This is a genomic window from Duganella sp. SG902, from assembly GCF_013376005.1.
In the GTDB taxonomy this organism is placed as follows: Bacteria; Pseudomonadota; Gammaproteobacteria; order Burkholderiales; family Burkholderiaceae_D; genus Rugamonas.
This window is the reverse complement of the sequence record NZ_JABMJK010000010.1, coordinates 164689-188283: the sequence shown is the minus strand read 5'-3', so window position 1 is coordinate 188283 and position 23595 is coordinate 164689. Positions and strand designations below refer to the sequence as shown.

Here is a 23595-nt window from a genome sequence, read left to right as displayed (position 1 = left end):
AAAATAACGATACTTCTAATCAATACTGTACAACGATGACCTATTGTGTGGGCATGCGCCTGAACGCCGGACTGGTGTTTCTATCCGATTCGCGAACCAATGCCGGGGTGGACCAGGTCGGCACTTTCCGCAAGCTGAGCGTGTTTGAAATCCCCGGCGACCGCATGATGGTGATGATGACGGCCGGTAATCTGTCGATCTCGCAATCGATCCGCCAGCTGGCGTCCGAGCTCAAGACCGAGGACGGCCACAGCATCTGGACCGCGCCCAATATGTACGAGGCGGCGCGTATCCTCGGCGAGGCGGTGCGGCAGGTGCATGCGCGCGACGCGGAGGCGCTGTCGTCGTTCGGCATTGAATTCAACGTCAGCATCATTTTCGGCGGCCAGATCAAGGGCGAGCGCTGCCGCCTGTTCCAGATCTATTCCGCCGGCAATTTCATCGAATCGCACGACGAGAACACTTATTTCCAGATCGGCGAGGCCAAGTATGGCAAGCCCATCATCGACCGTGTGGTCACCCCGGCCACCTCGCTCGACGATGCCGCCAAGTGCGCGCTGATTTCCATGGATTCCACCCTGCGTTCCAACGTTTCGGTCGGCCTGCCGCTCGATATGCTGGTGTATGAGACCGACAAGCTGGCCGTGACCCATTTTGTAACAATTGATGAGCGCAACGAGTATTTCCAGATGATCCGCAGCACCTGGGGGCAGCAGCTCAAGCGCGTATTCGAAGGGCTGGAGGCGCCGGCCTGGAACGCCGCGCCGGAATCCCAGGGCAATGTGTTGCATTCCGCCAACACCGGCGGCGCGCCTGTGCGGATGGCGCCTCCGGCGAGTGTTGCGGTACCGGCCGTCACACGTTCGCCATTGCAAACCCTGTCGCAACAATTTCACGACGGGCAACAGTGAGGGGCGCCGGGCAAGCGTATGATAGGATTAAGGCAACCTGTCCTGGAGTAATGAATGACTGAAGCAAGCCCGCCACCAGCCGAAGAAAGTATTTTCTCCGTCGACACCTTGTTGAAATACATGGGTAACGATGACAAGGCGCTGGGCATCGTCAGCAAAATCGTCCGCGACGCCTGCGCGCCACGCATGACGCCGTTCGAGCAGGCCGGTGCCGCGCTGCGCGAGCAGCGGCTGCACGACGCGGGCAAGATTTTCCACAGCCTGCGCGGCTCGATCGGCACCTTGGGCGCCAAACGGCTGGTGTCCGCATCCCTCAAGCTGGAAAAAGCCATCGCCGAGCAGCAAATAGACGCCATCCCCGCCCTGTTCGCCGCGCTGGAGTCCGAATATCAACTGGTCTTGCGCGATGCCGATGCCTGGCTGCAGCGTAATACTTCCCCAGGCGCCTGACCGCCCGCCATCGTTCACGATTTATGAAGTCCCGGCTTTGCTGCATTGCACAGCCCGGCTTCGTCCATCCATGCCTTTTTTGCCATTAACGAATGGTTACAATTGTTACCCTGGTTAGCGTTTCCTGAACGGGGAGCACAAATTCTTCATGTTAATATCGCCAGCACTTGCAAAAGGAATCAAAACCAAGGCATGGCTCTGCGTGATATTGCGTATTCGACAATTTGCCCAGATGCAAGTATAATGGTGCAACGCATCGAGGTTTGCGCTTTGCTTTAATCAAGGGTATTTAATTTATGGAATTATTCAACAAGTCTGGTGTATTGGTATCTTCGGTGCTGGTGCTGGTGGGCGCCCTGATCGCCTGCCAGGCCCAGGAAGATGCGATTCCCTCCCCGACTGTGATTGAAGCAGCTGCCATGCAAATCGGCCCGAGCGGTCAACCCGCCGCCGAACGCCGACTGCAAGAGTGGGCCGAGCAAGGCTCCCCGGTAGCCCAGCGCGAACTGGCGCTGCGTTACCTGTCCAATCCGGCCAAGCGCCGCGAAGCCATGGAATTGTTCGAACGCGCCGCCAGCGCCGGCGATGCCCAGGCGGCGGTCGGGCTGGTCGGCATGGCCCACGACAGCCCGGTGAGCGGCGTCGGCGCCTCCCATGGTGGTTCCGGCGCAGCCCTCGCCGCCGGCCGCGTGATCAAGGAAGCCGCGACCGGCAATTACATCGCTCACTAAGTTGAGACTGCGTTAAGCGACGAAGCCGCCCCACCCTCCGGTGCCGCGGCTTTTTTCTTGTGGAGTGAGGCATGGACCGATTGCGTGCGCTGGAAGTGTTTGTGGAAGTCGTCAAGCGCGACGGCTTCGCCCGCGCCGCCGAGGCGCTCGACACCTCGCCGGCCAATGTGACCCGCTACATCAGCGACCTGGAGGCGCATCTGCAGACGCGGCTGCTCAACCGCAGCTCGCGCAAGATGTCGCTGACCTCCAGCGGCGAGGCGCTGTTCGAGCGCGCCAGGTCGATACTGGACGACGTGGCCGAGGCCGAGGCCATCGTGTCCTCGGCCGCCCTGCAGCCGCACGGCGTGCTGCGGATTAACGCCCCGCTCAGCTTTGGCGTGCTGCACCTGGCGCCGCTGTGGCCCAAGTTCATGCGTTTGTATCCCGAGGTGCAGCTGGACGTGGCGCTGATCGACCGCGTGGTCGACATCGTCGAGGAAGGCTACGACATGGCGGTGCGCATCTCGCGCGCCGGCTCGGCCTCCAACGTGGCGCGCAAGCTGGCCACCTCGCGCAATGTGCTGTGCGCATCGCCCGACTATCTCCAGCGGCACGGCATGCCGCAGTCGCCGGCCGAGCTGCCGCAACACGCCTGCATCGGCTACAGCTACGCCGCCACCGCCGACGAATGGCAGATGCTGGACGCGGGCGGCCAGCCGCACGCCGTCAAAGTAAGCTGCGTGATGCACACCAATAACGGCGATACGGCGCGCGCCGCCGCCCTGGGCGGCATGGGCATCATCTGGCAGCCGACCTTCCTGGTCGGGGACGATCTGCGCGCCGGCCGTCTGCGGCGCGTGCTGCCGGACTATCACATGCCGGACCTGGACGTGCTGGCCGTTTATCCGAGCCGGCGCCACCTGAGCGCCAAGGTGCGGGTGATGATCGATTTCCTGGTCCAGGAACTGGCCGACGCGCCGTGGGACCGGGCGGGTTAAAAGTTCCCCTTTTTCGATTGAGGCAGATCATCCGAACCTGCCGCGCCAGCGCCGATACTCCTATCTTTCGGAGGGCAGGCGATGATCGACAGCGCGCAGCGGGCAGTATCGCAGGATCAATTCCGCGACCAGCTGGTCGCCTACACGCGGCAGCATCGCGCCGGCCACTGGAGCGGCAGTTTCGCGCAGTTCATGGATCAGGTGCTGCCGGCCGCGCCGGCGCAGTTCGCGCGCGGCTCGCACCAGTACATCTGGGATATGTTGCGCTGGAGCGGCCAGGATGGCGACGACGGCAAGCTGCGCTGCAGCCTGTTCGCCGACGAACTGTTCGGCATCGATGATGCCCTCGCCCGCGTGGCCGACTATTTCAAGGCGGCCGCCGCCGGCTCCGAGGTCGGGCGGCGCCTGCTGTTGCTGCTGGGGCCGCCATCGGGCGGCAAGTCGACCCTGGTGATACGGCTGAAGCGCGGGCTGGAGGAATATAGCCACACCGACGCCGGGGCCCTGTACGGCATCGCCGGCTGTCCGGTGCGCGAATCGCCTCTGCATCTGGTCCCCCACACGCTGCGCGCCAGTTTCCGCGCGAGCTACGGGGTGGACGCGGCCGGCGAGCTGTGTCCCCACTGCCGCACGCGGCTGGAACACGAGCTGGGTGGCGACTTCCTGCGCATGCCGGTTGAGCGCGTCTTCATCTCCGAGGCTGGCCGCAGCGCCATCGGCACCTATGCGCCGCACGACCCGAATACCGCCGACGTCGCCGACCTGGTCGGCTCGGTGGACCTGTCGCGCGTGGCGGAGTTTGGCGACGAGGGCGATCCGCGCGCGTGGTCGTGGTCCGGCACGGTGTACGCGGCCAGCCGGGGGCTGCTGGAGATGATCGAGATCCTCAAGGTCAAGCGCGAGTTCCTGTACCTGCTGCTGACGCTGACGCAGGAGAAAAACGTCAAGGTGGCGCGCTTCCCGCTGATTTACCTCGACGAAACCATCCTCGCGCACACCAACCTGGCGGAGTTCCGCAAGTTCTTGCAGGAGAGCGAGAACGAGGGCCTGCTGGACCGCATGGTCATCGTGCAGGTGCCCTACACCCTCAATTACCGCGAGGAGGCGCGGATCTACCGCAAGCTGATCCTGTCCGCGCCGGCCTTCCGCGATGTCCATCTCGATCCGCATGTGTTGCACGCGGCGGCCGTGTTCGCCGTGCTCAGCCGGTTGCACGAGGGCGAGGAGCGCGAGGGCGACCTTGCCCGGCGGGTGCGCATCCACGGCGGCGATGAGGTGGACGGCGTGCATCACAGCGAGGCGCTGCGCGTGCGCAACAAGGAAAAGGCGCCGGATGAAGGCTTGTCCGGCGTGTCGCCGCGGTTCGTCATCAACGGCCTGTCGCACGCCATCATACAATCGTCGCGCAACAGCATCAGCACCATGGACCTGCTGCTGGCGCTGAAGGAGGCGATAGAAAGCGACGCCCGCATCGATGGCGCGCGCAAGCGGCGCTGGGTCGACTATCTGGTGCTGACGCGCAAGGAGTTCTACAACCGCTGGGTGAAGGAGGACGTGCACAAGGCCTTGTTCGTGTCGTTCGAGCAGGAAGTGTCGGATTTGCTGGAGAAGTACCTGGACGAGGTGGAGGCCATGCTGGACAACCGCCAGGTGAAGGATCCCATCACCAACGAGGAGCGCCGTCCGGACGAGCGTTTCCTGCGCGCGGTGGAGGAGAAAATCCATATTTCCGACTCCGGCAAGCAATCGTTCCGGCAGGAGGTGGTGCGCAAGGCCATGAGCGCCTACAAGCGGGGCGAGCGCTTCGGGCTGGGCAGCCACGCGCAGTTGCGCGACGCCCTGCAGCAATACCTGTTCGAGCAGCGGCGCGATGTGCTGCGCCTGGTCAGCTCCTCCAAGCGCCCGGACGACGAGGTGCGCGCCAAGATCTCGGCGGTCGAGCAAAGGCTGGTGGACGAGTACGGCTACGACACCCATTGCGCGCGCGAAGCGCTGAATTACGTCACCACGCTGCTGGCACAGGAATGATATGCGCAACGATTGGTACGACCTGTTCTCCCGCGGCGCCCGCGATTGGCTGCGGCACAACGACAAGGTGCGCGAGGCGGTGCGTGAACACCTGCCCGAGGCCCTGTCGGCGCCCGACCTGATGACCGGGCCGCCGCCGCGCGGCGTGCAGGTGCCGCTCAAGCTGCTGGAGCACGCGCGCTTCCGCCTGTCGGGCGAGCACAGCACGACGGGGGCGGGCCAGGGGCCGGGACAACCGGGCGACATCCTGCGCTCGCCCTATTTTGACGACGATGACAATGGCGTCGGCGGCGAAGGCGGCGCGGTGACCGTGCTGATGGAGTTTTCCATCGACGAAATCGTCGACTGGCTGTGGGAGGAGTTCCAGCTGCCGCAACTGGAGGCGCGCGGCAAGGCCGCGCTGGACGACAACGAGCTGGTGCGCGCCGGCTGGGACAAGCGCGGCGCGCGCTCCAGACTGGATCGCCGGCGGACCGTGAAGGAAGCCGTCAAGCGACGCGCCGTGCAAGCCGGGCCGCCGGCCTTCACCAATGACGACTTGCGCTTTCGCCAGCTGGTGGCGCAGCCCAGACCCAGCAGCAGCGCCGTGCTGTTCTTCATGCTGGACGTGTCGTGCAGCATGACGGTGGCCGAGCGGCGCCTGGCCAAGACTTTCTTCTTTCTTGCCTTGCAAGGGCTGCGCCGCAAATACCAGCGTATCGAGACCCGTTTCCTGGCCCATGCGGGGCGTGCCTGGGAATTCAACGAGAGCGATTTTTTCGAGGCCAGCGGGCTGGGCGGGACCATGGCCTCGACCGGCTTCCGGCTGGCGCAGGAACTGGTACGGCAGCGCTACGACCCCGCCTTGTGGAACAGCTACCTGTTCTACGCCTCGGACGGCGACAATTTTTCCGAGGACCGCGCGGCCGCCAGTCTGGTGCTGGGCGAGCTGGGCAAGGAAATGAACTACCTCGCCTACGTGGAAACCCTGCCCGGCATGCCGCGCATGCAGGATAGCGAAATGCAGCGCCTGTGGACCGAACGGGAGCGCCAGGGCTTGCCCATGTCCAGCGCCACGCTGTCCGACGGCGACGACGTATTCACGGCGCTGCGCCAATTCCTGATCCGGCAGGCGCCATCATGACCCTGGACGACTGCAACACCCGGCTGCAACGGCTGGCCCGCGAGCTGGGGCTGGACTACTATCCCGTTGATTTTGAACTGGTGCCGCAAAACTTCATGCTGGAAATTGCCGTCTACGGCGTGCCGGTGCGCATGAACCATTGGTCGTTCGGCCTGCGCTACATTCACCAGCTGCTGCATCAGCACATGGGCCACTCGCGCATCTTCGAGGTGATGTTCCCCGGCGACCCGTGCCGGGCCTACATGATGGACACCAATTCCCTGGCCGAAAACGCGCTGGTGACGGCGCATGTGATCGGTCACGCCGACTTCGTCAAGCGCAACGGGCTGTTTTCGCGCTTCATGAGCATGGCTGGCGGCCACATCCTCGAGCAAAGCGCCGCGCGCGCCCATGCGTTGGAGGACGCGGTGCTGCGCCACGGCCAGCGCGCGGTCGAAACCGTGCTGGACGCGGCGCTGGCGCTGGAACCGCATATCGACATTCATCAGCTCTTGTACCGGCCGCCCTACCCCGAGCCCGGCGAGCCTGCGGCCCCGCCAGAACCGCCGCCGTTCCGCGAGCGCTACCAGCGACTGCCGGGTGAAACCTCGCCACCGCCGGCCTCGGTCGTCCACCGCCAACTGCCGCCCCACCCCGAGACGGACTTGCTTTGGTTTATCGCGCATTACGCGCCGGATCTGAAGGATTGGGAGCGCGACATTTTCCTGGCCGTGCGCGAGGAGGCGTTTTACTTCTATCCGGTCCACGCCTGCCAGATCATGAACGAAGGCTGGGCCTCGTACTGGCACGCGCGCCTGCTGCGCGAGGCCGACTTCCTGTCCCAGGAACTATATCTGCAGGCGCTGCGCGCGCACTCGGACGTGGTGCGCCCGTATGGCAACGAGCAGCGGCTGGCCTTGAACATCAACCCCTACCACCTCGGGTTCGCGATCTGGGAGGACATCATCGATCGCGAGGGGCTGGATGCCGCGCGCCGCATCTGCGCCGAGGAGGACGATTTCGGCTTCATCCGCAATTATCTGCACGCCAAACTGGCGGAAAAGCTGGACCTGTTCAGCTACCAGGCCCGCGCCGACGGCGACACCCGCGTCGTCAGCCGCGATCTGCACGCGGTGCGCGAAGCCATTCTTGGCGCCAAGTACAACTACGGCGCGCCGTGCATCGCCGTGGAGCGCATGAACGACGACTTCAGCCTGGTGCTGCGCCACGATCACAGCCGCGACGGCCGCGGGCTGGACCTGGCGCAGGCGGAGCAAGTGATGCAATACGTGGCGCGTGTGTGGCGCCGCCCGGTCACGCTGCACACGGTCGATTTTCGCGGCGTGGCGCGCACCATGCACGTCACGCGGCAAGATGTTGTTCATACCAGCGTAAGGCCTGCCTGAGGCCGCGCCGCAAATCGTGGGTGGGCGCGTAGCCCAGCAGCTTGACGGCCTTGGAAATATCGGCCTGCGAATGGCGCACGTCGCCGGCGCGGAATGGCCCGTAGGCCGGCTGGAAGTCGTGCAGGTGCGGATGCCGCTCGGCCAGCATTTCGTGCAGCAGCAGGAATAGCTCGTTGAGGCTGGTGCGGGCGTTGACCGCCACGTTGTAGACCTGGTTGACCGCCGCGCGCTTGTCGGTCAGCGCGGCCAGCAGGTTGGCCTGCACCACGTTGGCCACGTAGCAAAAATCGCGGCTGCTTTCGCCGTCGCCGTTGATGACCAGCTGACGCCCGCCTATCATGGCGGCGATCCACAGCGGAATCACGGCCGCGTACGCGCCGGCCGGGTCCTGGCGCGGCCCGAACACATTGAAATAGCGCAGGCCGATGGTTTCCAGCCCGTAGCAACGGGCGTACACGCCGGCGTAGAGCTCGTTCACGTGCTTGGTGAGCGCGTACGGCGACAGCGCCTGGCCGATGTGCTGTTCCTGCTTGGGCAAGCCCGGATGGTCGCCGTAGCTGGCGCTGGAGGCCGCGTACACCACGCGCCGCGCGCCGGCCAGCCGCGCCGCGTCCAGCACGTTCAACTGGCCGCCCACGTTGATGTCGTTGCACAGCAAGGGCTCCGCCATGGAGCGGCTGACCGAGCCGAGCGCCGCCTGATGCAGCACGTAGTCGGCCCGGTCGCAGGCCGCGCGGCACACGGAAAGGTCGCGGATGTCGCCCTCGATCAGCTCGAAGTTGCGCCAGGCGTCGGCGCCGACCAGCTCGCGCACCTGATCGAGGTTGTGGCGGTGGCCGGTGAGAAAGTTATCGACGCCGGCCACGCGCTGCCCCAGTTCCAGCAGCGCCTGCAGCAGGTTGGAGCCGATGAAACCCGCCACCCCGGTGATGACCCAGCGGTATTGCTCATATTCCAGTTGCTCGCGCACCAGTTGATAGACGCTGGTGGCTGGCGTGCCGTTTTCGTAATCGCCCATCACAGCCTCCAGACGCTGAGGCCGCTGCTGCGCAAGGTGCCGGGATCGAACTGGGATTTCAGATCGATAAAGCAGCCGCTGGGGGCGATCTTGTCCAGCATTTGCCGCAAGGGGCGCGTCGCCAGCTCGTGATGCGCGACGGCGCTGATCAGGGCTTCGGCGCAGGGCAAATCTTCCCACGCCTCCAGCCGCACGCCGTACTCGCGCAACGCCTCGTCGGCGTCCGCCACCGGGTCGTGGACGTGGACTTGCAGGCCGTACGATTCCAGCTCGCGGATCAGGTCGGCCACCTTGGAATTGCGCAGGTCCGGACAGTTTTCCTTGAAGGTCAGGCCCAGCACGTTGACGCGGCATCCCTTGAGCTTGAAGCCGGCCCGCACCATTTCCTTGACGGTTTTCTCGGCCACGAACTTGGCCATGCTGTCATTGATGCGGCGCCCGGCCAGGATCACGTCCGGATGGTAGCCCAGCATCACCGCCTTGTGGGTCAGGTAATACGGATCGACGCCGATGCAGTGTCCGCCCACCAGCCCCGGCCGGAACGGCAGGAAATTCCACTTGGTGCCGGCCGCCTGCAGCACTTCCAGCGTGTCGATGTCCATGCGGTCGAAGATGATGGCCAGCTCGTTCATCAGCGCGATGTTCAGGTCGCGCTGGGTGTTTTCGATGACTTTGGCGGCCTCGGCCACCTTGATGCTGGAGGCGCGGTGCACGCCGGCGTCCACCACGCCCTCGTACAGCGCCGCCACACGCTCGAGCGTCACCGCGTCGTCGCCGGAGACCACCTTGCGGATGGTCGCCAGCCGGTGTTCGGTGTCGCCGGGATTGATGCGCTCGGGCGAGAAGCCGACGTGGAAGTCGCGCTGCCACTGGAGGCCCGAGCATTGCTCCAGGATGGGAATGCAGATTTCCTCGGTCGCGCCGGGATAGACCGTGGACTCGTAAATCACCACCGCGCCGGCCTTCATGTGGCGCCCGACCGACTGGCTGGCGCTGACCAGCGCGCCAAAGTCCGGCTTGTGCGCATCGTCCACCGGGGTGGGCACGGCCACCACGATGTAGTCGGCCTCGGCCAGCGCGACCGGGTCGCAGCCCATTTCCAGCCAGCGCGCCTCGGCGAACTGCGCGGCGCAGACCTCGCCGCCGGGATCGATGCCGCGGCGGTAGCTGGCCACCTTGCGCGCCGACAGGTCGACCCCAATGGTCCGCCGCCGCGCGCCAAAGGCGACCGCCAGGGACAAACCCACGTATCCAAGTCCAACCACGGCGACAACTTCCATATGAGCACCTTTTGAGAGAGTGTTGAATACCCGCGTCAGCCGATTCTACGAGCGGCTTTTGCTCTGCCGTTTGCGGTCGATCAACGAGTGCCGCGCCGATCGTTTCTACTCTAGGGCTTTTGAGGAGATCGCCATGGCGTTGCCGCGCGTGTTGTTGCTGTTGTTCCTGGCCGGTTGCGGCCGCCTTCACAACGAGGCCGATTTGATGGCCGAGGCCCGCAAATACGCGGCGCGCGGCGAATCGAAGTCCGCCGTCATCCAGCTAAAGAACGTGCTGCAGCAATCACCGTCGCATGGCCAGGCGCGGCTGATGCTGGGCCAGTTGTACCTCGACACCGGAGACGTGCAGTCGGCCGAGAAGGAATTTCGCCGCGCGCTGGAACTGAAGATCAATCCCGGCGATGTGCTGCCGCTGCTGGGCAAGGCCCTGCTGCTGCAAGGCCAGTATCAGCGGCTGCTGGACGACGTGCCGGCCGACGAACAGCAGCCCGCCCTGCTGGCGCTGCGCGGTCATGCGCTGTTGGGCTTGAATCGCGTGGCGGAGGGCCGCGACGTGTTCGCGTCGATCACGCTGCGTCATCCCGGCAATCCGCCCGCCCTGCTCGGGCAGGCGCGGGTGGCGCTGCTGGAAAACCGCAAGCAGGATGCGTTGGCGCTGGTGCGGCAGGCGCTGACGCAGCAGGCCGACAACGTCGACGCGCTGCGCTCGCTGGGGGACATACTGCGTCTGCTCGACCAGAATGCCGAGGCGCAGGCCGCCTACGAGAAGATCCTGACACTGAGGCCGGCGCAGGTGCAGGCCCATGTGGACCTGGCTAATCTGCACCTCCAGTCTGGCAAGCTGGACGAGGCGCGCAAGGAACTCAGCGCCGCCCGCCAGGCCTCGCCCAACAGCCTGCTGCTGATCTACACGCAAGCGCTGCTGGAATTCAAGGAAAACAAGATGACAGCCGCCCAGGATCACTTGGCCATGGTGTTGCGCGTGGCGCCCGAGCATCTGCCCAGCAATCTGTTGATGGGAGCGGTGTTGCGCAACAAGGGCGCCTACACCCAGGCCGAACAGCACCTGCGCAAGTTTCTGGAAGCGAATCCCGGCCATCCTTATGCCAGCAAGCTGCTGGCGTCCACCTTGCTCAATACCGGAGCGCCGGAGCAGGCGCTGGCCATCGTCGAACCGTTATTGGCCAGCCAGCAGCAGGACCTGGAGATGATGTCGCTGGCGGGCGAGCTCTACTTGCGGCTGCGGCAATACACCAAGTCCACCGACTACTTCGAACGTGCCAGCAAACTCGCGCCGCAGGCGCCGATGCTGCGCGCCGCGCTGGCGATGAGCCATCTCGGCCTGGGCGACAACGATCGCGCCGTCTCCGAACTGGAACAGGCCGCCAGTCTCGATGCCAAGTCGTCGCGCGTGGCTACCCTGCTGGTGCTGAGCCATCTGCGCAACAAGCAATACGACAAGGCGCTGGCGGCCGCGCAGCGCATGGAGGCGCAATTCCCGGACAACCCCATGGTGCACAACCTGAAGGGCGGCGTGCAGATGGTGCAGCACAACCTGTCCGGGGCGCGCGCCAGCTTTGAGCGCGCGCTCCAGCTCGATCCCCTCTTCCTTCCAGCCCTCGACAACCTGACCATCATGGACACCAAAGACAAGAAACCCGAGCAGGCGCGCAAGCGCCTCGAAGCCGCCCTCGCCAAGGATAAAAACAACATCGACATCATGACCGCGCTTGCCAACCTGACTCTGGCGCAGGGCCAGGTGGCGGTCGCGCGCGGCTGGTTCGAACGGGCCGCGCAGGCCAAGCCGGACGCGCTGGAGCCATCGCTGCGGCTGGCACACTTTTACGCCCGCTACAACGAAGCGCAGAAAGCCCTCACGCTCGGGCAGAAACTGTTGGCGTCGAATCCGGCCAACACGCAGTTGGTGGCATTGGTGGCGTCGCTGCAAACCCGCGGCGGGCAGGCCGATACGGCGCTGGACAGCTGGAACAAGCTGGCGACCTTGCAGCCGGAATCGCCGGACGTCCAATTGCGGCTGGCCGCCGCGCGCGCCGCCGTGAATGACCGCGAGGGAGCAACCCAGGCGCTGAGCAAGGCTGTCGGGCTGTATCAAAAAGCGTTCGAGGCGCGGCCGACGCCACAGACGGTGCAAGCGCTCTACAGTGCGTTGATCCAGGCCGGCAAGACCGGTGACGCGCGCTCGCGCATGCAGAAATGGCTGGGCGAGCACGCGAGCGACCATGCCTCCCGCCTGTTTTACGCCAGCAGCCTGCTGACGTTGAAGGAGTACGCGGCCAGTATCGCCCAGTTTGAAGAGGTGCTGCGGCAAGTTCCCGGCCAGTTCATCGCCTTGAACAATCTGGCTTGGCTGTACCAGCAACAACATGATCCTCGCGCATTGCCGTATGCCGAGCAAGCGTACAAGCAGGCGCCGGACAATCCGGCCGTGGGCGATACGCTGGGCTGGCTGCTGCTGGAGCAAGGCAAGATGGAGCGCGCCCTGCCCTTGCTGAAGCAAGCCCTGGCGCTGGCCCCGGCAAGTACGGAGATCCGCTATCACTACGGGGTTGCCCTGGCCAAGTCCGGCGACAAGCGCGGCGCGCGGGAGCAGCTGGAACCCTTGCTCGCACTCAAGGATTTCGACCGCCGCGACGCGGTCAAGAGTCTGCTGGGCCTGTAGCTGTGCGGCACATCGGTACGCGACTGGTGGCGCTGGCCTGCTTCTGCCTGTTCGGCTTGGCCGCTGGCGCGTATCCGATGGCCGGCACCTGGCTGCCCCCGATACTCGTGGCGTATGCCGGCCTGCTGTGGTGGCGCACGCAACTATGGCTGCCGCTCCTGCCCGCGTTGCTGCCGGTGCTCGATCTGGCGCCCCGCACAGGCTGGTTTGTGCTGGAGGAAATCGACCTGCTGCTCCTGCTCACCGCAGGCTTCGCCTATTGGAGGTTGCCGCCCGCTCCGGCAGGTTCCGCGCGCTGGCCCTGGCTATTCAGGCTGGGCCTGCTGCTGCTCGGCGTGGCGCTGGCGATAGGCCTGTGGCGTGGCCTGCAGCCGTTACCGCCCATCGATGCCAATACGTTCAACAATTACCTGAGCCCGGCCAACGCGCTGCGGGTTGGCAAGGCGTGGATCTGGGCGATGGTGTTGCTGCCGCCGTTGCGGCACGCCACCGGCGGCAAGCCTGAGGCGCTCCTGCCGGGCATGATGCTGGGGCTGCTGTTGGTCAGCCTTGCCGCGCTACGCGAACGCTGGCAATTCACCGGCCTGCTGAATTTTTCCAGCGATTACCGCATCACCGCGCCGTTCTCCGGCATGCATACCGGCGGCGCCGCGCTGGACGGTTATCTGGCCCTCAGCCTGCCCCTGTTGGCGGCATGGCTGCTGGCCCGCAACGCCCCTTTACGCCAGCTGGCCGCCCTGGCCTTGCTGCCGCTGGCCTGGTACGCGGCCCTTGCCACTTTCTCGCGCGGTCTGTATCTTGCGCTGGCGGCCGCTCTCGGGATCATCGCCACCTCCCTCCTGCTCCGGCATGCGGCCCGCGCGGCCGCATTTCCCGCGCTGGCGGGCGCGGGCTTGCTGGTGTTGTTGCTCGACGCCGCGTTTCGTGCCGGCGGCTATCGCGCCTATCTGCCGTTGCTGGGCCTGCTGGTGGCGGCCATCCTCGTATCGCGCCGGCGCCTGCCTCTCATGCTGGCCAGCCTGGTTCTGCTCGGCGCCATGGTGCCGATCTACCACGGCTATTATCTGAACGTGCGCTTCGCCAGCGTCGGTGACGACTGGAGCACGCGCGTACGGCATTGGCAAAATAGCCTGGCGATGATGCGGCCCGGTTCCGGCCTGTTTGGCATGGGGCTGGGCAGCTTCCCGGCGGCTTACCACTGGAATAATCCGCGCGGCGACCAACCGCCGCGCTACCAGTTCATCGATCACGGCGGCAACCGCCACCTGCGACTGGTGGCTGGCCACTATGCGGCCGGCTATGGCGAGCTGCTGCGCATGCTGCAAAGCGTTTCCGTGCAGCCCCGGCAGCGGTATTTGCTGGCCGTGGATGTGTGGAACAGCGGCCCTCCCGCCTTCCTGCATATCAACCTCTGCCAGCGCCAACTGCTGTATCCGCAGAACTGCGCCGCCACGCCGCTCCGGCAGATACCCACCGGAGTGACGTGGCAACGGTACTTTTATCCGCTCGACGCCGGACCGCTGGGCGGCGACGGCCTGCCGGTCAAGCTGGAAATGGCGGTTGAAGGCCGGCGGGCCGTGCTCGACATCGACAATATCAGCCTGCGCACGGTGCCGGACGATCACGAACTGCTGCGCAACGGCGGCTTTTCCGATGCCAATAACTACTGGTTCTTCAGCAGCGACCGCAACCATCTGCCCTGGCACATCAAGAACCTGTTCCTGAATATTTACTTCGAGATGGGCTGGCTCGGATTGTCCGCTTATGGACTGCTGCTGTTCAGCGCGGTTTGCGTGCTGCTGCGGCGCCGCGATGCCGTCTGGCTGGCCGCGCTGCTGGCTTTTCAGGTGGTTGGGCTGTTCGACAGCCTGCTCGACGTGCCGCGCATCACCTTGTTATCCATGCTGCTGCTGAGCGCGGCGGCCTTGCAAGCAAAGGAGTCACCGCCATGAAAATTCTGTTCAGCCTGCTCATCCTGTTCGGCGGCGCGCGCGCCGAGGATCTGGTTCAGGTGATTGACGATATCAAGCCCTCGGTGGTCGGCATCGGCAGCCTGCAACAGGCGCGCGGGCCGGCGGTCAGCTTCATCGGCACCGGTTTCATCATCGGCGACGGCCTGACCGTGATTACCGCCGCCCATGTGGTGAATGACCTGGTCAACAGCGGCCAGGGCGCCACGCTGGGCATCCTGGTCCGCGCTGGCGACACCGCCCAATTCCGCGCCGCCACGCTTAGCGCGCTCGACAAGGAGCATGACCTGGCGCGCCTGCGCATCAAGGGCGCCGCCTTGCCCGCGCTAAAACTCGGCGACTCCAGCAAGGTCCGTGAGGGCAAGGCGCTGGCGTTCACCGGCTTCCCGCTGGGCATGGTGCTGGGGCTGCATCACGTGACGCACCGCTGCATCGTGTCGGCCATCACGCCACTGGCCACCCCGGCCATCACGGCGCGTCAGTTGGACGCCAAAACCGCGCGCCAGCTGCAAAAACCGGTGTACGCCGTGTTTCAGCTGGACGGCACGGCCTACCCCGGCAGCAGCGGCAGCCCCTTGTTCGATCCGGCCACCGGCGAAGTGGTCGGCGTGGTCAACATGGTGTTCGTCAAGGGCGTGAAGGAATCCGCCATCAGCGCCCCCAGCGGCATCACCTATGCCGTCCCCGTCAATTATCTCAAGTCTGCCCCGTGATCAGACGGCCGGTGATACCCGGCTCATCCCACGTCGGGAAAAAATACGGATAGAACGAGCGCTCTGTGCCGTGCTGCTCCATCAGACCGCCGAATTTGCGGATCTGTTCGCCCATATAGTCCAGCTCCAGCCTGAGCAGCACCGCCGGCGCCCCCACGCGCGAGCACTCGCGTTCGCCGCCGAAGTCGCGGAAACCGAGCATGCGCTTGTAGAACATCACATGGCGCGGGTTCACCTCGATCACGTAATCGGTGTAGCCGTGGATGTTGTGGGCGTAAATATAGGAAATATGGATCAGCGCCGCGAACACGCGCTTGGACACACCCTTGTCGATCGCCAGCCGGGATGGCTCGCACAGCCGGCGGTGCTGCCCGCGCAGTTCGTCGAGCTTGTCGCGGAAGTTCTCGTCGGCCGGCAGGCCGATTTCATCGTTGTCGAGGCACAGCGACATGGTGCCGACGGTTTCGCCGCCGGTTTCGGCAAACAGGGTGATTTTGTTGGGCGAGTGGATCACGCTGGGATCCACCGCGTAGCCGCGCCAGCCGTACATTTTTTTCAGCAGCAGGCTGGCTGCTTCGCGGCGGCCCTGCGAGTTGGCCATGCGAATGTGGAAGATTTGCTGGTCCAAGGGATGATCCAATGCGGCTTCGGCCTTGCCTTCGCCGACCACGAGGTCGCGTAATTCATTGCTGACCTCAAAAGAAACGATAGCGTCGTCATGTTGCACGGTTGGCTTCCTGTGTCGTGGTTCATAGCCTTCAGACATCCCGCTCAGCTAGAAAGTTCCCGTAAATTTGAAAAAATTTTCGCCGAGGCTAGCTAGAACCATCCTTCCGGTATCACCAGGATATCGCCCGGAAGTACCGCGACGTTGGCGGAAATATCGCCGTCGCGCAGCAAGTCCCGCAGGCGCACCGGCACCGTCTGCCGCTTGCCGTCCACCACGCGGATGATGTTGGCCTTGTTGCCGGCCGCGAAATCGGTGATGCCGCCTACCGCGATCAGCACATCCATCAGGGACATGCCCTGCCGGTACGGCAGCGCCTGCGGCCGCGCCGCCTGGCCGATCACGCGGATTTGCTGGCTGTACGGCCCGACGAAGCTGGTGACGATCACCGTCACCATCGGTTGCTGGATGTATTTGCTGAGCGCCTTCTCGATGTCGCGCGCCAGCTCGGTGGAGGTTTTGCCGGCCGCCTGCAGATCCTCCACCAGCGGCGTGGTGATCTTGCCATCCGGCCGCACCGGCACGCTGAGCGAGACTTCGGGGTTGCGCCAGACGTTGATGTTGACGGTGTCGCCGGCACCGATCTGGTAATCGCCCTGCAGCGGCGTGGCGGCGGGCTCGTCCAGCGAGACCCGGTGGGCGCAGCCGGCCAGCAGCGCCAGGGACAAACAAATCAAAGCACGCATGATGAATCCTCCTCGCTGCAATGATTGAGAAATCCCGCCGGCCTCTGCTTGATATGCCTCAACGACTGCCCAGTTGAGAAAAATATAATCGGAATTCCCTGCGGCCGCGTCAAGGAGAACTGGAACATGGAGGAGTTAATTAGCCAGCTGATATCCAGTCTCAAGGGCATCTGGAAATACCGGTGGTACGCCATTTCCGTCGCCTGGCTGGTGGCGATCGCCGGCTGGGTCAAGGTCACGCTGTTGCCGGACGACTACCAGACCAGCGCGCGCGTGTTCGTCGATACGCAAAGCATCCTCAAGCCCTTGTTGGCCGGCATGACCAGCGTGCCGAATATCGAACAGCAAGTCGCCATCATGAGCCGCACCTTGCTCAGCCGTCCGAATGTCGAGCGCGTGCTGCGCATGGTGGACCTGGACATCAATGCCCGCACCGCGCGCGAGCAACAGCAGCAGCTGGAGGAATTGATGAGCAAGATCCGCATCAGCAGCGGCGGCAACGATATCTACACCATCACCTACAACCACCGCAACCCGCGCATGGTGCGCGAAGTGGTGCAATCGCTGCTGACGATTTTCGTCGAAAGCAGTTTCAAGGGAAAGAGCGGCGAAACCCGCAAGGCCGTGCAGTTCATCGACGACCAGATCAAGGTCTACGAGGACAAGCTCACCGCCGCCGAAAACAGCGTCAAGGAATTCCGGCTCAAAAACAACGGCCTGCTGCCGCGCCAGGGCGTCGATTACAGCAGCCAGTTGATGCAATCGTCGGACGCCCTGAACGCCGCGCGGCTGGAGCTGGCCGAGGCCGAGCAGGCGCGCAAGGCCATCAGCAACCAGATCACCGGAGACGAGCCCATCCTTGGAGCCGACCTGAACCCGGCCAGCATCGACAATCCGGAGCTGGACGGCCGCATCTCGGCCCTGAACAAGAGCCTGGACGCGCTGCGCATGCAGTACACCGAGCTGCATCCGGACATCATCGCCGCCAAGCGCCTGGTGGCCCAGCTGGAGGCGCGCAAGGTCGAGGAAAGCAAGCTCAAGCAGAGCAGCGACCCGGGCAGGAACTACAGCCCCATGTTGCAGCAGCTCAAGGTGGCGCAGACCGAGGCCGAGGCGCGCGTGGCCGCCATCCAGGCCCGGGTGCAGGAATTCACGCTGCGCCACCAGCGCCTGCTGGCGCAGGCCAATGCCGTGCCGGAGGTGGAAACCGAGCTGGCCCAGCTCAACCGCGATTACCAGGTCAACAAGGACAACTACGAGAAGCTGATCGGCCGGCGCGAGGCGGCCAAGCTGTCCGGCGACCTCAGCTCCACCACCGACATGATGACCTTCAAGATCATCGATCCCCCCACCGTCCCCTACATGCCGATCGGTCCCAACCGGGTGCTGCTGTACACCGTCACGCTGGGCGCCGCCTTGCTGATGGGGGTGGCGGCGGCCTTGCTGATCAGCCAGGTGCGTCCGACCTTTCTCAGTCCGGCCGAGTTGCGCGACCGCACCGGTTTCAATGTGCTGGGCACGGTGTCCATGAACTGGACCGACAGCGAGAAACGCAAGCGCCGGCGCGGCAAGTATCTGTTTGGCGCCGCGCTGTCTGGCCTGTTCCTGGCCTACGGCGCCGTGCTGGCCGCCAACTTCTTGCGTTACTAGGGGGATGGGCATGCGTCAAGTCGAGATCAATCTGGCCCGCCTGCACCAGCTGGGCATGGTGACGCAAGACGGCGGGCGGACGGCCGTGGCCGAGGATTTCCGCATCATCAAGCGGCCGCTGCTGCGCAACGCGCGCGGCGACCATGACGTTCAACCGCTCCGCCACGGCAATCTGATCGTGGTCACCAGCGCCATGCCCGGCGAGGGTAAGACTTACTGCGCCGTCAACCTGGCCATGAGCATCGCCATGGAGATGGACATCACGGTGCTGCTGGTGGATGCCGACGTGGCGCGGCCATCCGTGCTCAAGGTGCTGGGCCTGCAGCCCGAGCCGGGCCTGATGGACATCCTGCTGCGCGACAAGACCAGCCTGGCCGACGTGATCCTGCGCACCAACGTGCCAACGCTGAGTATTCTGCCGGCCGGCCGCGCCAACAAGCATGCGACCGAATTGCTTGCCAGCCGCAACATGAGCCTGCTGTTGACCGAGATCGCCGAGCGCTACGCCGACCGCATCGTCATCTTCGATTCGCCGCCACTGCTGATGACCACCGAGGCCAGCGTGCTGGCCGGGCAGATGGGGCAGGTGCTGATGGTGGTGGAGTCCGAGCGCACCAGTCAGCACGCGGTCAAGGAGGCGCTGCGCCACATCGAGCGCTGCCCGCACATCAACCTGATCTACAACAAGAGCTCGGCTTTTCCCGGCACAGAATACTATGGTTATTATGATTAGCCTGAGCCCGCGCGGCGCTTCCCGCGGTCTGCCCATGCTGGTGTTGTTGACGCTGCCGGCGGTCGCCGTCCCCGCCGATTGGACCGTCACGCCCTCCGTGCGCATGCGCAGCAGCTACAGCGACAATATGAACCTGGCGCCGGCGGACCGGGCGCGCAGCCAGATCACCGGTGAATTCTCGCCCGGCGTGCAAGTGAGCACCGACGGGCCGCGGCTGCAACTGGCGCTGTCCTACACCCTGCAGAAAGTTGTCTACACGCGCCAGCCGGAGCGCACCGCCCAGCAACTGGACGCCAGCGGCCATGCAGAAATTCTGCCGGACTGGCTGTTTCTCGACGCTCGGAGCGGCATCAGCCAGCGCAACGTGTCGGCGTTCGGGCCGCAATTGACGGATCCGCTCCAGCACACCGGCAACAGCGGCACCGTTCACAGCACGGCGATCAGTCCCTACCTGCACCACTACTTCCGTGGGCTGGCCACCGCCACCCTGCGCTACGACCATCAGCGCGTCGGCAGCGGGCGCATGCTGGACGTGCGCAGCGACGCCGCCAGCCTGTTGCTGACCGGCGACAACGGCGGCCAGGGCTGGAACTGGGACCTGAGCCTGCAGCGCACGGAAATGGACGATGCCGCGCTGGCGCCGGTCACCATGAGCAATGCCACGCTGACACTCAGCTATCCCTTCAACAGCGGCTTGTCGGCGTTCGTGACCGGCGGCTATGAAAAACAGGATTACCACTCGGTCAGCGCCCAGCCGCAGGGCAAGTTCGGCTCGCTGGGCGGCGTCTGGACACCGTCGCCCCGGACCAGGCTGTCCGCCAGCATCGGCCGCCGCTACTTCGGCAAGACCTACAGCCTGGACGCCAGCTACCGGCTGCGCAACATGTTCTGGACACTGGATTACAACGAAAATATCACCACCACCCACGGCGAATTCCTCAGCATTCCCCCGACCGGCCTGAGCGATTTCTTGTACGAACTGTGGGCCACGCGCATCCCCGACCCCAAGCTGCGCCTGAAAACCATCCAGATCTTCCTGGCCATCTCGCAAATGATGGGCAAGGATGGCAACGTCAATTTCTTCAGCCACCGCTACTACCTGCAAAAGCAGGCGCGCTTGTCCGGCGTCTACAGCACGCCGCGCAGCGCGCTGGCCCTGCACATCGCCAGCACCGGCCGCACCGCGCAAACCAGCAACGCCATCGACAGCGTGCTGCTCGGCCCGGATCAGCTGACCCTGACCGACCGCACGCGCCAGACCAGTGTCCAGCTGGGCTGGAACTGGCGCATGTCGGCGCGCGGCAACCTGACCGTGGGCGCCAGCCACAGCCGCGCCAAGTCGCTGACCACGGGCCGCGAAGACCGCAACAGCGCGCTGACGCTGACGCTGAGCCGGCAGCTGTCCAGCCGCGTAAGCGCCAGCGCCGATCTGCGCCATGTCCGTCACACCAGCAGCGCCGGCGGCAATTATCGCGAGAACGGCGCCGGCATTGCCGTCAATCTCACTTTTTAACCGGAGCCAGCCATGCTACGGCCCTACCGCATCGTGTGCGTCATCGCCGCCCGCCCCAACCTGATGAAGATGGCGCCGCTGTTGCGCGCGTTCGCGCCGCCGGAAACGCAGGTGGAAACCATCCTGGTCCACACCGGCCAGCACTACGATGCCGACATGGACGCCCAGTTCTTCAGCGCGCTGGAGCTGGCGCAGCCCGCCTTCCGGCTGGAGGTGGGCTCGGCCAGCCACGCGGTGCAGACCGGCGAGGTGATGCGCCGCTTCGAGCCGGTGCTGGAAAAGACCGTGCCCAGCGCGGTGCTGGTGGTGGGCGACGTCAATTCCACCCTCGGTTGCGCGCTGACCGCCGCCAAGCTGGACATCCCCGTGCTGCACGTCGAGGCCGGGCTGCGCAGTTTCGACCGCGGCATGCCGGAGGAAGTCAACCGCGTGCTGACCGACCAATTGTCGGAATTGCTGTTCACCAGCGAGGCCAGTGGCACCAGCAACCTGTTGCGCGAGGGCGTGGCCGCGCACCGCATACACTTTGTCGGCAATGTGATGATCGACACCCTGCTGCGCCAGCTGCCCGGCGCGCCATCGGCCGAGCAGGTGTTGCTGCGGGCGCACCTGGCGGGCTTTGTCGCTGACGGCGCGCCGTACGCGCTTTTGACCTTGCACCGGCCGGCCAATGTCGACGATCCACAGCGCCTGCGCGCGCTGATGCAGGCGATGGTCAAGCTCAGCGAGGATGTGCCGGTGCTGTTCCCGCTGCATCCGCGCACCCGCAACATGCTCAAGCATTACGGCCTGGCCGAGCTGATGGACGCGCCGCGGCTGGCCTGCCTGCCGCCGCAGTCCTATCAGAACATGCTGGGCCTGATGAAAAGCGCCTGCATGGTGCTGACCGATTCCGGCGGGGTGCAGGAGGAAACCACGGCCCTGCGCGTGCCCTGCCTCACCCTGCGCGACAACACCGAGCGCCCGGTGACGGTCAGCGAAGGCAGCAATGCGATTGCCGGCCGTGATCCCGCCGTGATCCTGGCCCTGTGCCGCGATATCCTGCGCTACGGCGGCAAGGTCGGCCGCATTCCGCAGTACTGGGACGGGCATGCGGCTGAACGGGTCGCCAGCATCACCACCCACTGGCTGCAAAACCGCCGCGAGCGCCGCTCATGAACGCGCTTAGCATCGACGTGGAAGACTATTTCCAGGTCTCCGCCTTCGCCCGGCACATCAGCCGCGCCGATTGGCCGCGCATGCCGTGCCGGGTGGAACGCAATCTCGATCTGATTCTGCGGATGCTGGCCGACCATCAGGTCCACGCCACTTTCTTCACTTTGGGCTGGATCGCCGAACGTTATCCGGCGCTGGTGCGTGGTATCGTCGCCGGTGGGCATGAGCTGGCCAGCCATGGCTATCTGCACCAGCGCGCCAGCGAGCAGACGCCGGCCGACTTCTACCACGACGTCACACTCAGCAAGAACCTGCTGGAGCAGCTGGGCGGTCAGGCCGTGCTCGGCTACCGCGCGCCCAGTTTCTCGATCGGCGCGGCCAATCTCTGGGCGCTGGACAGCCTGCAGCAGGCCGGCTACCGCTACAGCTCCAGCATCTACCCGATCCGCCACGACCACTACGGCATGCCGCACGCCCCGCGCTTTGCCTGGCGGCCGGCCGGGCCGGCCGGGCTGCTGGAGCTGCCCGTCAGCACCGTCCGTCTGCTGGGCCGCAACCTGCCGGCGGGCGGCGGCGGGTATTTCCGCCTGCTGCCCTATGCGGTCTCGCGCTGGGCTTTGCGCCGCGTCAATTCGCGTGATGGTCAAGCTGGCATATTTTACTTTCACCCTTGGGAACTCGATCCGGATCAACCCGTGCTGGCAGGCATCGGCCTTAAAACCCGTTTGCGCCATTACCTCAATCTGCGCCGCACCGAGGCGCGCATCCACCGGCTGCTGGGCGATTTCCGCTGGGGCCGCATCGATCACATCTTTTTGGGACGCGCATGATGCCGCACTACACCGTTGGGCTGATGGGCACACAGGATCGCGCGCGCTGGGATGATTTCGTCCAGCGCTGCCCGAGCGCGACCTTCTTCCACCGCGCCGGCTGGCAGCAAGTCATCGAGGAAGGCTTCGGCCATCCGACCTGGTTCATGTACGCCGCCGAAGGCGATCACATCCAGGCCGTGTTGCCGCTGGCGCAGATCAAAAGCCGCTGGTTTGGCAACACCCTGCGCTCGCTGCCGTTCTGCGTGTACGGCGGCATCGCAGCCAACGACGAGCAGGCGGCCCAGGCCGTCGATCATGCCGCCCAGCGGCTGGCCGCGCGCTTGCGGGTGGACCATCTCGAATACCGCCACATCCACAGCCGCCACCCGGACTGGCAGCATCGGCCGACGTACGCCACCTTCCGCAAGGCCCTGCGCGCCGATCCGGAAGAAAACATGCTGGCCATTCCGCGCAAGCAACGCGCCATGGTCCGCAAAGGCCTGGCGGCCGGCCTCGCCGGCACGGCGGAAGCCGATACCCGCCGTTTCTTCGATTGCTACGCGCGCAGCGTGCATCGGTTGGGCACGCCCGTATTCAGCCGGCGTTACTTCAGCCTGCTGCAGCGGGTGTTTGCCGACGATTGCGAAGTGTTGTGTGTCGAGCACGGGCGGCAGCCGATCTGCGGCGTGCTGAGCTTCCGCTTCCGCGGCGAAATCCTGCCTTACTACGGCGGTGGCGGCGAGCTGGCCCGTGTTTTGGCCGGCAATGATTTCATGTACTGGGAAGTGATGCGCCGAGCCTGCGCCAGCGGCTGCACGCTGTTCGATTTCGGCCGCAGCAAGTACGGCAGCGGCGCGTTCGCGTTCAAAAAGAACTGGGGTTTCGAACCGCAACCGCTGGGCTACGACTACCAGCTGTACAACGGCGCCACACTGCGCGACGTGCAGCCGCTCAACCCGAAATTCCAACCGCTGATCAGGGCCTGGCGCAGGTTGCCGCTGCCGCTGGCCAACCTGATCGGCCCGCATATCGTGCGTCAACTGGGGTAGC

At 65.0% G+C, this 23595-nt stretch carries 20 protein-coding genes; 16 read left to right on the top strand and 4 right to left on the bottom strand.

The window, feature by feature from the left end; all coding sequences use genetic code 11:
• The first annotated feature begins 35 nt into the window (after positions 1-35).
• The 7 genes from FHW83_RS20950 to FHW83_RS20920 all read left to right on the top strand — a co-directional run bounded on the left by FHW83_RS20950 (position 36) and on the right by FHW83_RS20920 (position 7608).
• Positions 36-911, top strand: coding sequence for a proteasome-type protease (locus tag FHW83_RS20950; protein ID WP_176648289.1), 876 nt, complete (start codon positions 36-38; stop codon positions 909-911).
• A gap of 54 nt (positions 912-965) precedes the next feature.
• Complete coding sequence (locus tag FHW83_RS20945; RefSeq protein ID WP_176648288.1) at positions 966-1361, top strand: Hpt domain-containing protein; 396 nt, start codon at positions 966-968, stop codon at positions 1359-1361.
• A 296-nt stretch (positions 1362-1657) separates the two neighbouring features.
• Complete coding sequence (locus tag FHW83_RS20940; RefSeq protein ID WP_176648287.1) at positions 1658-2092, top strand: hypothetical protein; 435 nt, start codon at positions 1658-1660, stop codon at positions 2090-2092.
• A 71-nt stretch (positions 2093-2163) separates the two neighbouring features.
• Positions 2164-3072, top strand: a complete 909-nt coding sequence (locus tag FHW83_RS20935) for a LysR family transcriptional regulator (protein WP_176648286.1) — start codon at positions 2164-2166, stop codon at positions 3070-3072.
• Between the two features lie 81 nt (positions 3073-3153).
• Positions 3154-5100: a serine protein kinase gene (locus tag FHW83_RS20930; protein ID WP_176648285.1), complete on the top strand. Its 1947-nt coding sequence runs from the start codon at positions 3154-3156 to the stop codon at positions 5098-5100.
• A 1-nt stretch (position 5101) separates the two neighbouring features.
• The gene (locus tag FHW83_RS20925) at positions 5102-6223 is read left to right on the top strand and encodes a DUF444 family protein (protein ID WP_176648284.1); all 1122 of its coding nucleotides are present in this window, start codon (positions 5102-5104) and stop codon (positions 6221-6223) included.
• Entirely contained in the window at positions 6220-7608 is a 1389-nt protein-coding gene (locus FHW83_RS20920) for a SpoVR family protein (protein WP_176648283.1), read from the top strand. Before FHW83_RS20925 ends, FHW83_RS20920 begins: the two co-directional genes overlap by 4 nt.
• Here FHW83_RS20920 and FHW83_RS20915 read toward each other — a convergent pair.
• Both FHW83_RS20915 and FHW83_RS20910 read right to left on the bottom strand, forming a co-directional pair.
• On the bottom strand, positions 7565-8626 hold the full coding sequence (locus FHW83_RS20915; protein ID WP_176648282.1) for an SDR family oxidoreductase: 1062 nt from the start codon (positions 8624-8626) through the stop codon (positions 7565-7567). The two genes, FHW83_RS20920 and FHW83_RS20915, sit on opposite strands and share 44 nt — an antisense overlap.
• A complete protein-coding gene (locus tag FHW83_RS20910; protein ID WP_176648281.1) occupies positions 8626-9906 on the bottom strand; it encodes a nucleotide sugar dehydrogenase in 1281 nt (426 codons plus the stop codon). Before FHW83_RS20910 ends, FHW83_RS20915 begins: the two co-directional genes overlap by 1 nt.
• A gap of 133 nt (positions 9907-10039) precedes the next feature.
• Here FHW83_RS20910 and prsT point away from each other — a divergent pair, with 133 nt between their 5' ends.
• Genes prsT through FHW83_RS20895 form a run of 3 tightly spaced genes read left to right on the top strand, consistent with a single transcriptional unit; the run spans position 10040 to position 15269 of the window.
• Positions 10040-12586, top strand: coding sequence for an XrtA/PEP-CTERM system TPR-repeat protein PrsT (gene prsT / locus FHW83_RS20905; protein WP_176648280.1), 2547 nt, complete (start codon positions 10040-10042; stop codon positions 12584-12586).
• A 2-nt stretch (positions 12587-12588) separates the two neighbouring features.
• Positions 12589-14538 carry a hypothetical protein gene (locus FHW83_RS20900; RefSeq protein ID WP_176648279.1) on the top strand — a complete coding sequence of 650 codons (1950 nt, stop codon included), beginning with the start codon at positions 12589-12591 and terminating at the stop codon, positions 14536-14538.
• Complete coding sequence (locus FHW83_RS20895) at positions 14535-15269, top strand: serine protease (RefSeq protein WP_176648278.1); 735 nt, start codon at positions 14535-14537, stop codon at positions 15267-15269. Before FHW83_RS20900 ends, FHW83_RS20895 begins: the two co-directional genes overlap by 4 nt.
• Here FHW83_RS20895 and FHW83_RS20890 read toward each other — a convergent pair.
• Both FHW83_RS20890 and FHW83_RS20885 read right to left on the bottom strand, forming a co-directional pair.
• The gene (locus tag FHW83_RS20890; RefSeq protein WP_373997244.1) at positions 15253-15996 is read right to left on the bottom strand and encodes a long-chain N-acyl amino acid synthase; all 744 of its coding nucleotides are present in this window, start codon (positions 15994-15996) and stop codon (positions 15253-15255) included. The two genes, FHW83_RS20895 and FHW83_RS20890, sit on opposite strands and share 17 nt — an antisense overlap.
• A 92-nt stretch (positions 15997-16088) precedes the next feature.
• A complete protein-coding gene (locus FHW83_RS20885; protein ID WP_176648276.1) occupies positions 16089-16682 on the bottom strand; it encodes an XrtA/PEP-CTERM system exopolysaccharide export protein in 594 nt (197 codons plus the stop codon).
• 126 nt (positions 16683-16808) lie between these two features.
• On the opposite strand from FHW83_RS20885, the gene FHW83_RS20880 reads away from it, so the two are divergent.
• From FHW83_RS20880 to FHW83_RS20855, 6 genes are read left to right on the top strand one after another with little or no spacing between them, the layout of a single operon-like run.
• Positions 16809-18332: an XrtA system polysaccharide chain length determinant gene (locus tag FHW83_RS20880; RefSeq protein ID WP_176648275.1), complete on the top strand. Its 1524-nt coding sequence runs from the start codon at positions 16809-16811 to the stop codon at positions 18330-18332.
• A 10-nt stretch (positions 18333-18342) separates the two neighbouring features.
• Complete coding sequence (locus FHW83_RS20875; RefSeq protein ID WP_308936763.1) at positions 18343-19065, top strand: XrtA-associated tyrosine autokinase; 723 nt, start codon at positions 18343-18345, stop codon at positions 19063-19065.
• On the top strand, positions 19049-20578 hold the full coding sequence (locus FHW83_RS20870) for a TIGR03016 family PEP-CTERM system-associated outer membrane protein (protein ID WP_176648273.1): 1530 nt from the start codon (positions 19049-19051) through the stop codon (positions 20576-20578). Before FHW83_RS20875 ends, FHW83_RS20870 begins: the two co-directional genes overlap by 17 nt.
• 12 nt (positions 20579-20590) lie before the next feature.
• Entirely contained in the window at positions 20591-21736 is a 1146-nt protein-coding gene (gene wecB, locus FHW83_RS20865; protein WP_176648272.1) for a non-hydrolyzing UDP-N-acetylglucosamine 2-epimerase, read from the top strand.
• Positions 21733-22563, top strand: coding sequence for an XrtA system polysaccharide deacetylase (locus FHW83_RS20860; RefSeq protein WP_176648271.1), 831 nt, complete (start codon positions 21733-21735; stop codon positions 22561-22563). The genes wecB and FHW83_RS20860 overlap by 4 nt, the downstream gene beginning before the upstream one ends.
• Positions 22560-23594, top strand: coding sequence for a FemAB family XrtA/PEP-CTERM system-associated protein (locus tag FHW83_RS20855; RefSeq protein WP_176648270.1), 1035 nt, complete (start codon positions 22560-22562; stop codon positions 23592-23594). Before FHW83_RS20860 ends, FHW83_RS20855 begins: the two co-directional genes overlap by 4 nt.
• Position 23595 lies beyond the last annotated feature (1 nt).

What these genes read in the sequence shown, in the direction of transcription:
- wecB (WP_176648272.1), top strand. Translation starts at nt 20,591, where the DNA reads ATGCTACGGCCCTACCGCATCGTGTGCGTCATCGCCGCCCGCCCCAAC.
- FHW83_RS20895 (WP_176648278.1), top strand. Translation starts at nt 14,535, where the DNA reads ATGAAAATTCTGTTCAGCCTGCTCATCCTGTTCGGCGGCGCGCGCGCC.
- prsT (WP_176648280.1), top strand. Translation starts at nt 10,040, where the DNA reads ATGGCGTTGCCGCGCGTGTTGTTGCTGTTGTTCCTGGCCGGTTGCGGC.
- FHW83_RS20915 (WP_176648282.1), bottom strand. Translation starts at nt 8,626, where the DNA reads ATGGGCGATTACGAAAACGGCACGCCAGCCACCAGCGTCTATCAACTG.
- FHW83_RS20875 (WP_308936763.1), top strand. Translation starts at nt 18,343, where the DNA reads ATGCGTCAAGTCGAGATCAATCTGGCCCGCCTGCACCAGCTGGGCATG.
- FHW83_RS20925 (WP_176648284.1), top strand. Translation starts at nt 5,102, where the DNA reads ATGCGCAACGATTGGTACGACCTGTTCTCCCGCGGCGCCCGCGATTGG.
- FHW83_RS20940 (WP_176648287.1), top strand. Translation starts at nt 1,658, where the DNA reads ATGGAATTATTCAACAAGTCTGGTGTATTGGTATCTTCGGTGCTGGTG.
- FHW83_RS20860 (WP_176648271.1), top strand. Translation starts at nt 21,733, where the DNA reads ATGAACGCGCTTAGCATCGACGTGGAAGACTATTTCCAGGTCTCCGCC.
- FHW83_RS20910 (WP_176648281.1), bottom strand. Translation starts at nt 9,906, where the DNA reads ATGGAAGTTGTCGCCGTGGTTGGACTTGGATACGTGGGTTTGTCCCTG.
- FHW83_RS20930 (WP_176648285.1), top strand. Translation starts at nt 3,154, where the DNA reads ATGATCGACAGCGCGCAGCGGGCAGTATCGCAGGATCAATTCCGCGAC.
- FHW83_RS20920 (WP_176648283.1), top strand. Translation starts at nt 6,220, where the DNA reads ATGACCCTGGACGACTGCAACACCCGGCTGCAACGGCTGGCCCGCGAG.
- FHW83_RS20950 (WP_176648289.1), top strand. Translation starts at nt 36, where the DNA reads ATGACCTATTGTGTGGGCATGCGCCTGAACGCCGGACTGGTGTTTCTA.
- FHW83_RS20855 (WP_176648270.1), top strand. Translation starts at nt 22,560, where the DNA reads ATGATGCCGCACTACACCGTTGGGCTGATGGGCACACAGGATCGCGCG.
- FHW83_RS20935 (WP_176648286.1), top strand. Translation starts at nt 2,164, where the DNA reads ATGGACCGATTGCGTGCGCTGGAAGTGTTTGTGGAAGTCGTCAAGCGC.
- FHW83_RS20945 (WP_176648288.1), top strand. Translation starts at nt 966, where the DNA reads ATGACTGAAGCAAGCCCGCCACCAGCCGAAGAAAGTATTTTCTCCGTC.
- FHW83_RS20880 (WP_176648275.1), top strand. Translation starts at nt 16,809, where the DNA reads ATGGAGGAGTTAATTAGCCAGCTGATATCCAGTCTCAAGGGCATCTGG.
- FHW83_RS20885 (WP_176648276.1), bottom strand. Translation starts at nt 16,682, where the DNA reads ATGCGTGCTTTGATTTGTTTGTCCCTGGCGCTGCTGGCCGGCTGCGCC.
- FHW83_RS20870 (WP_176648273.1), top strand. Translation starts at nt 19,049, where the DNA reads ATGGTTATTATGATTAGCCTGAGCCCGCGCGGCGCTTCCCGCGGTCTG.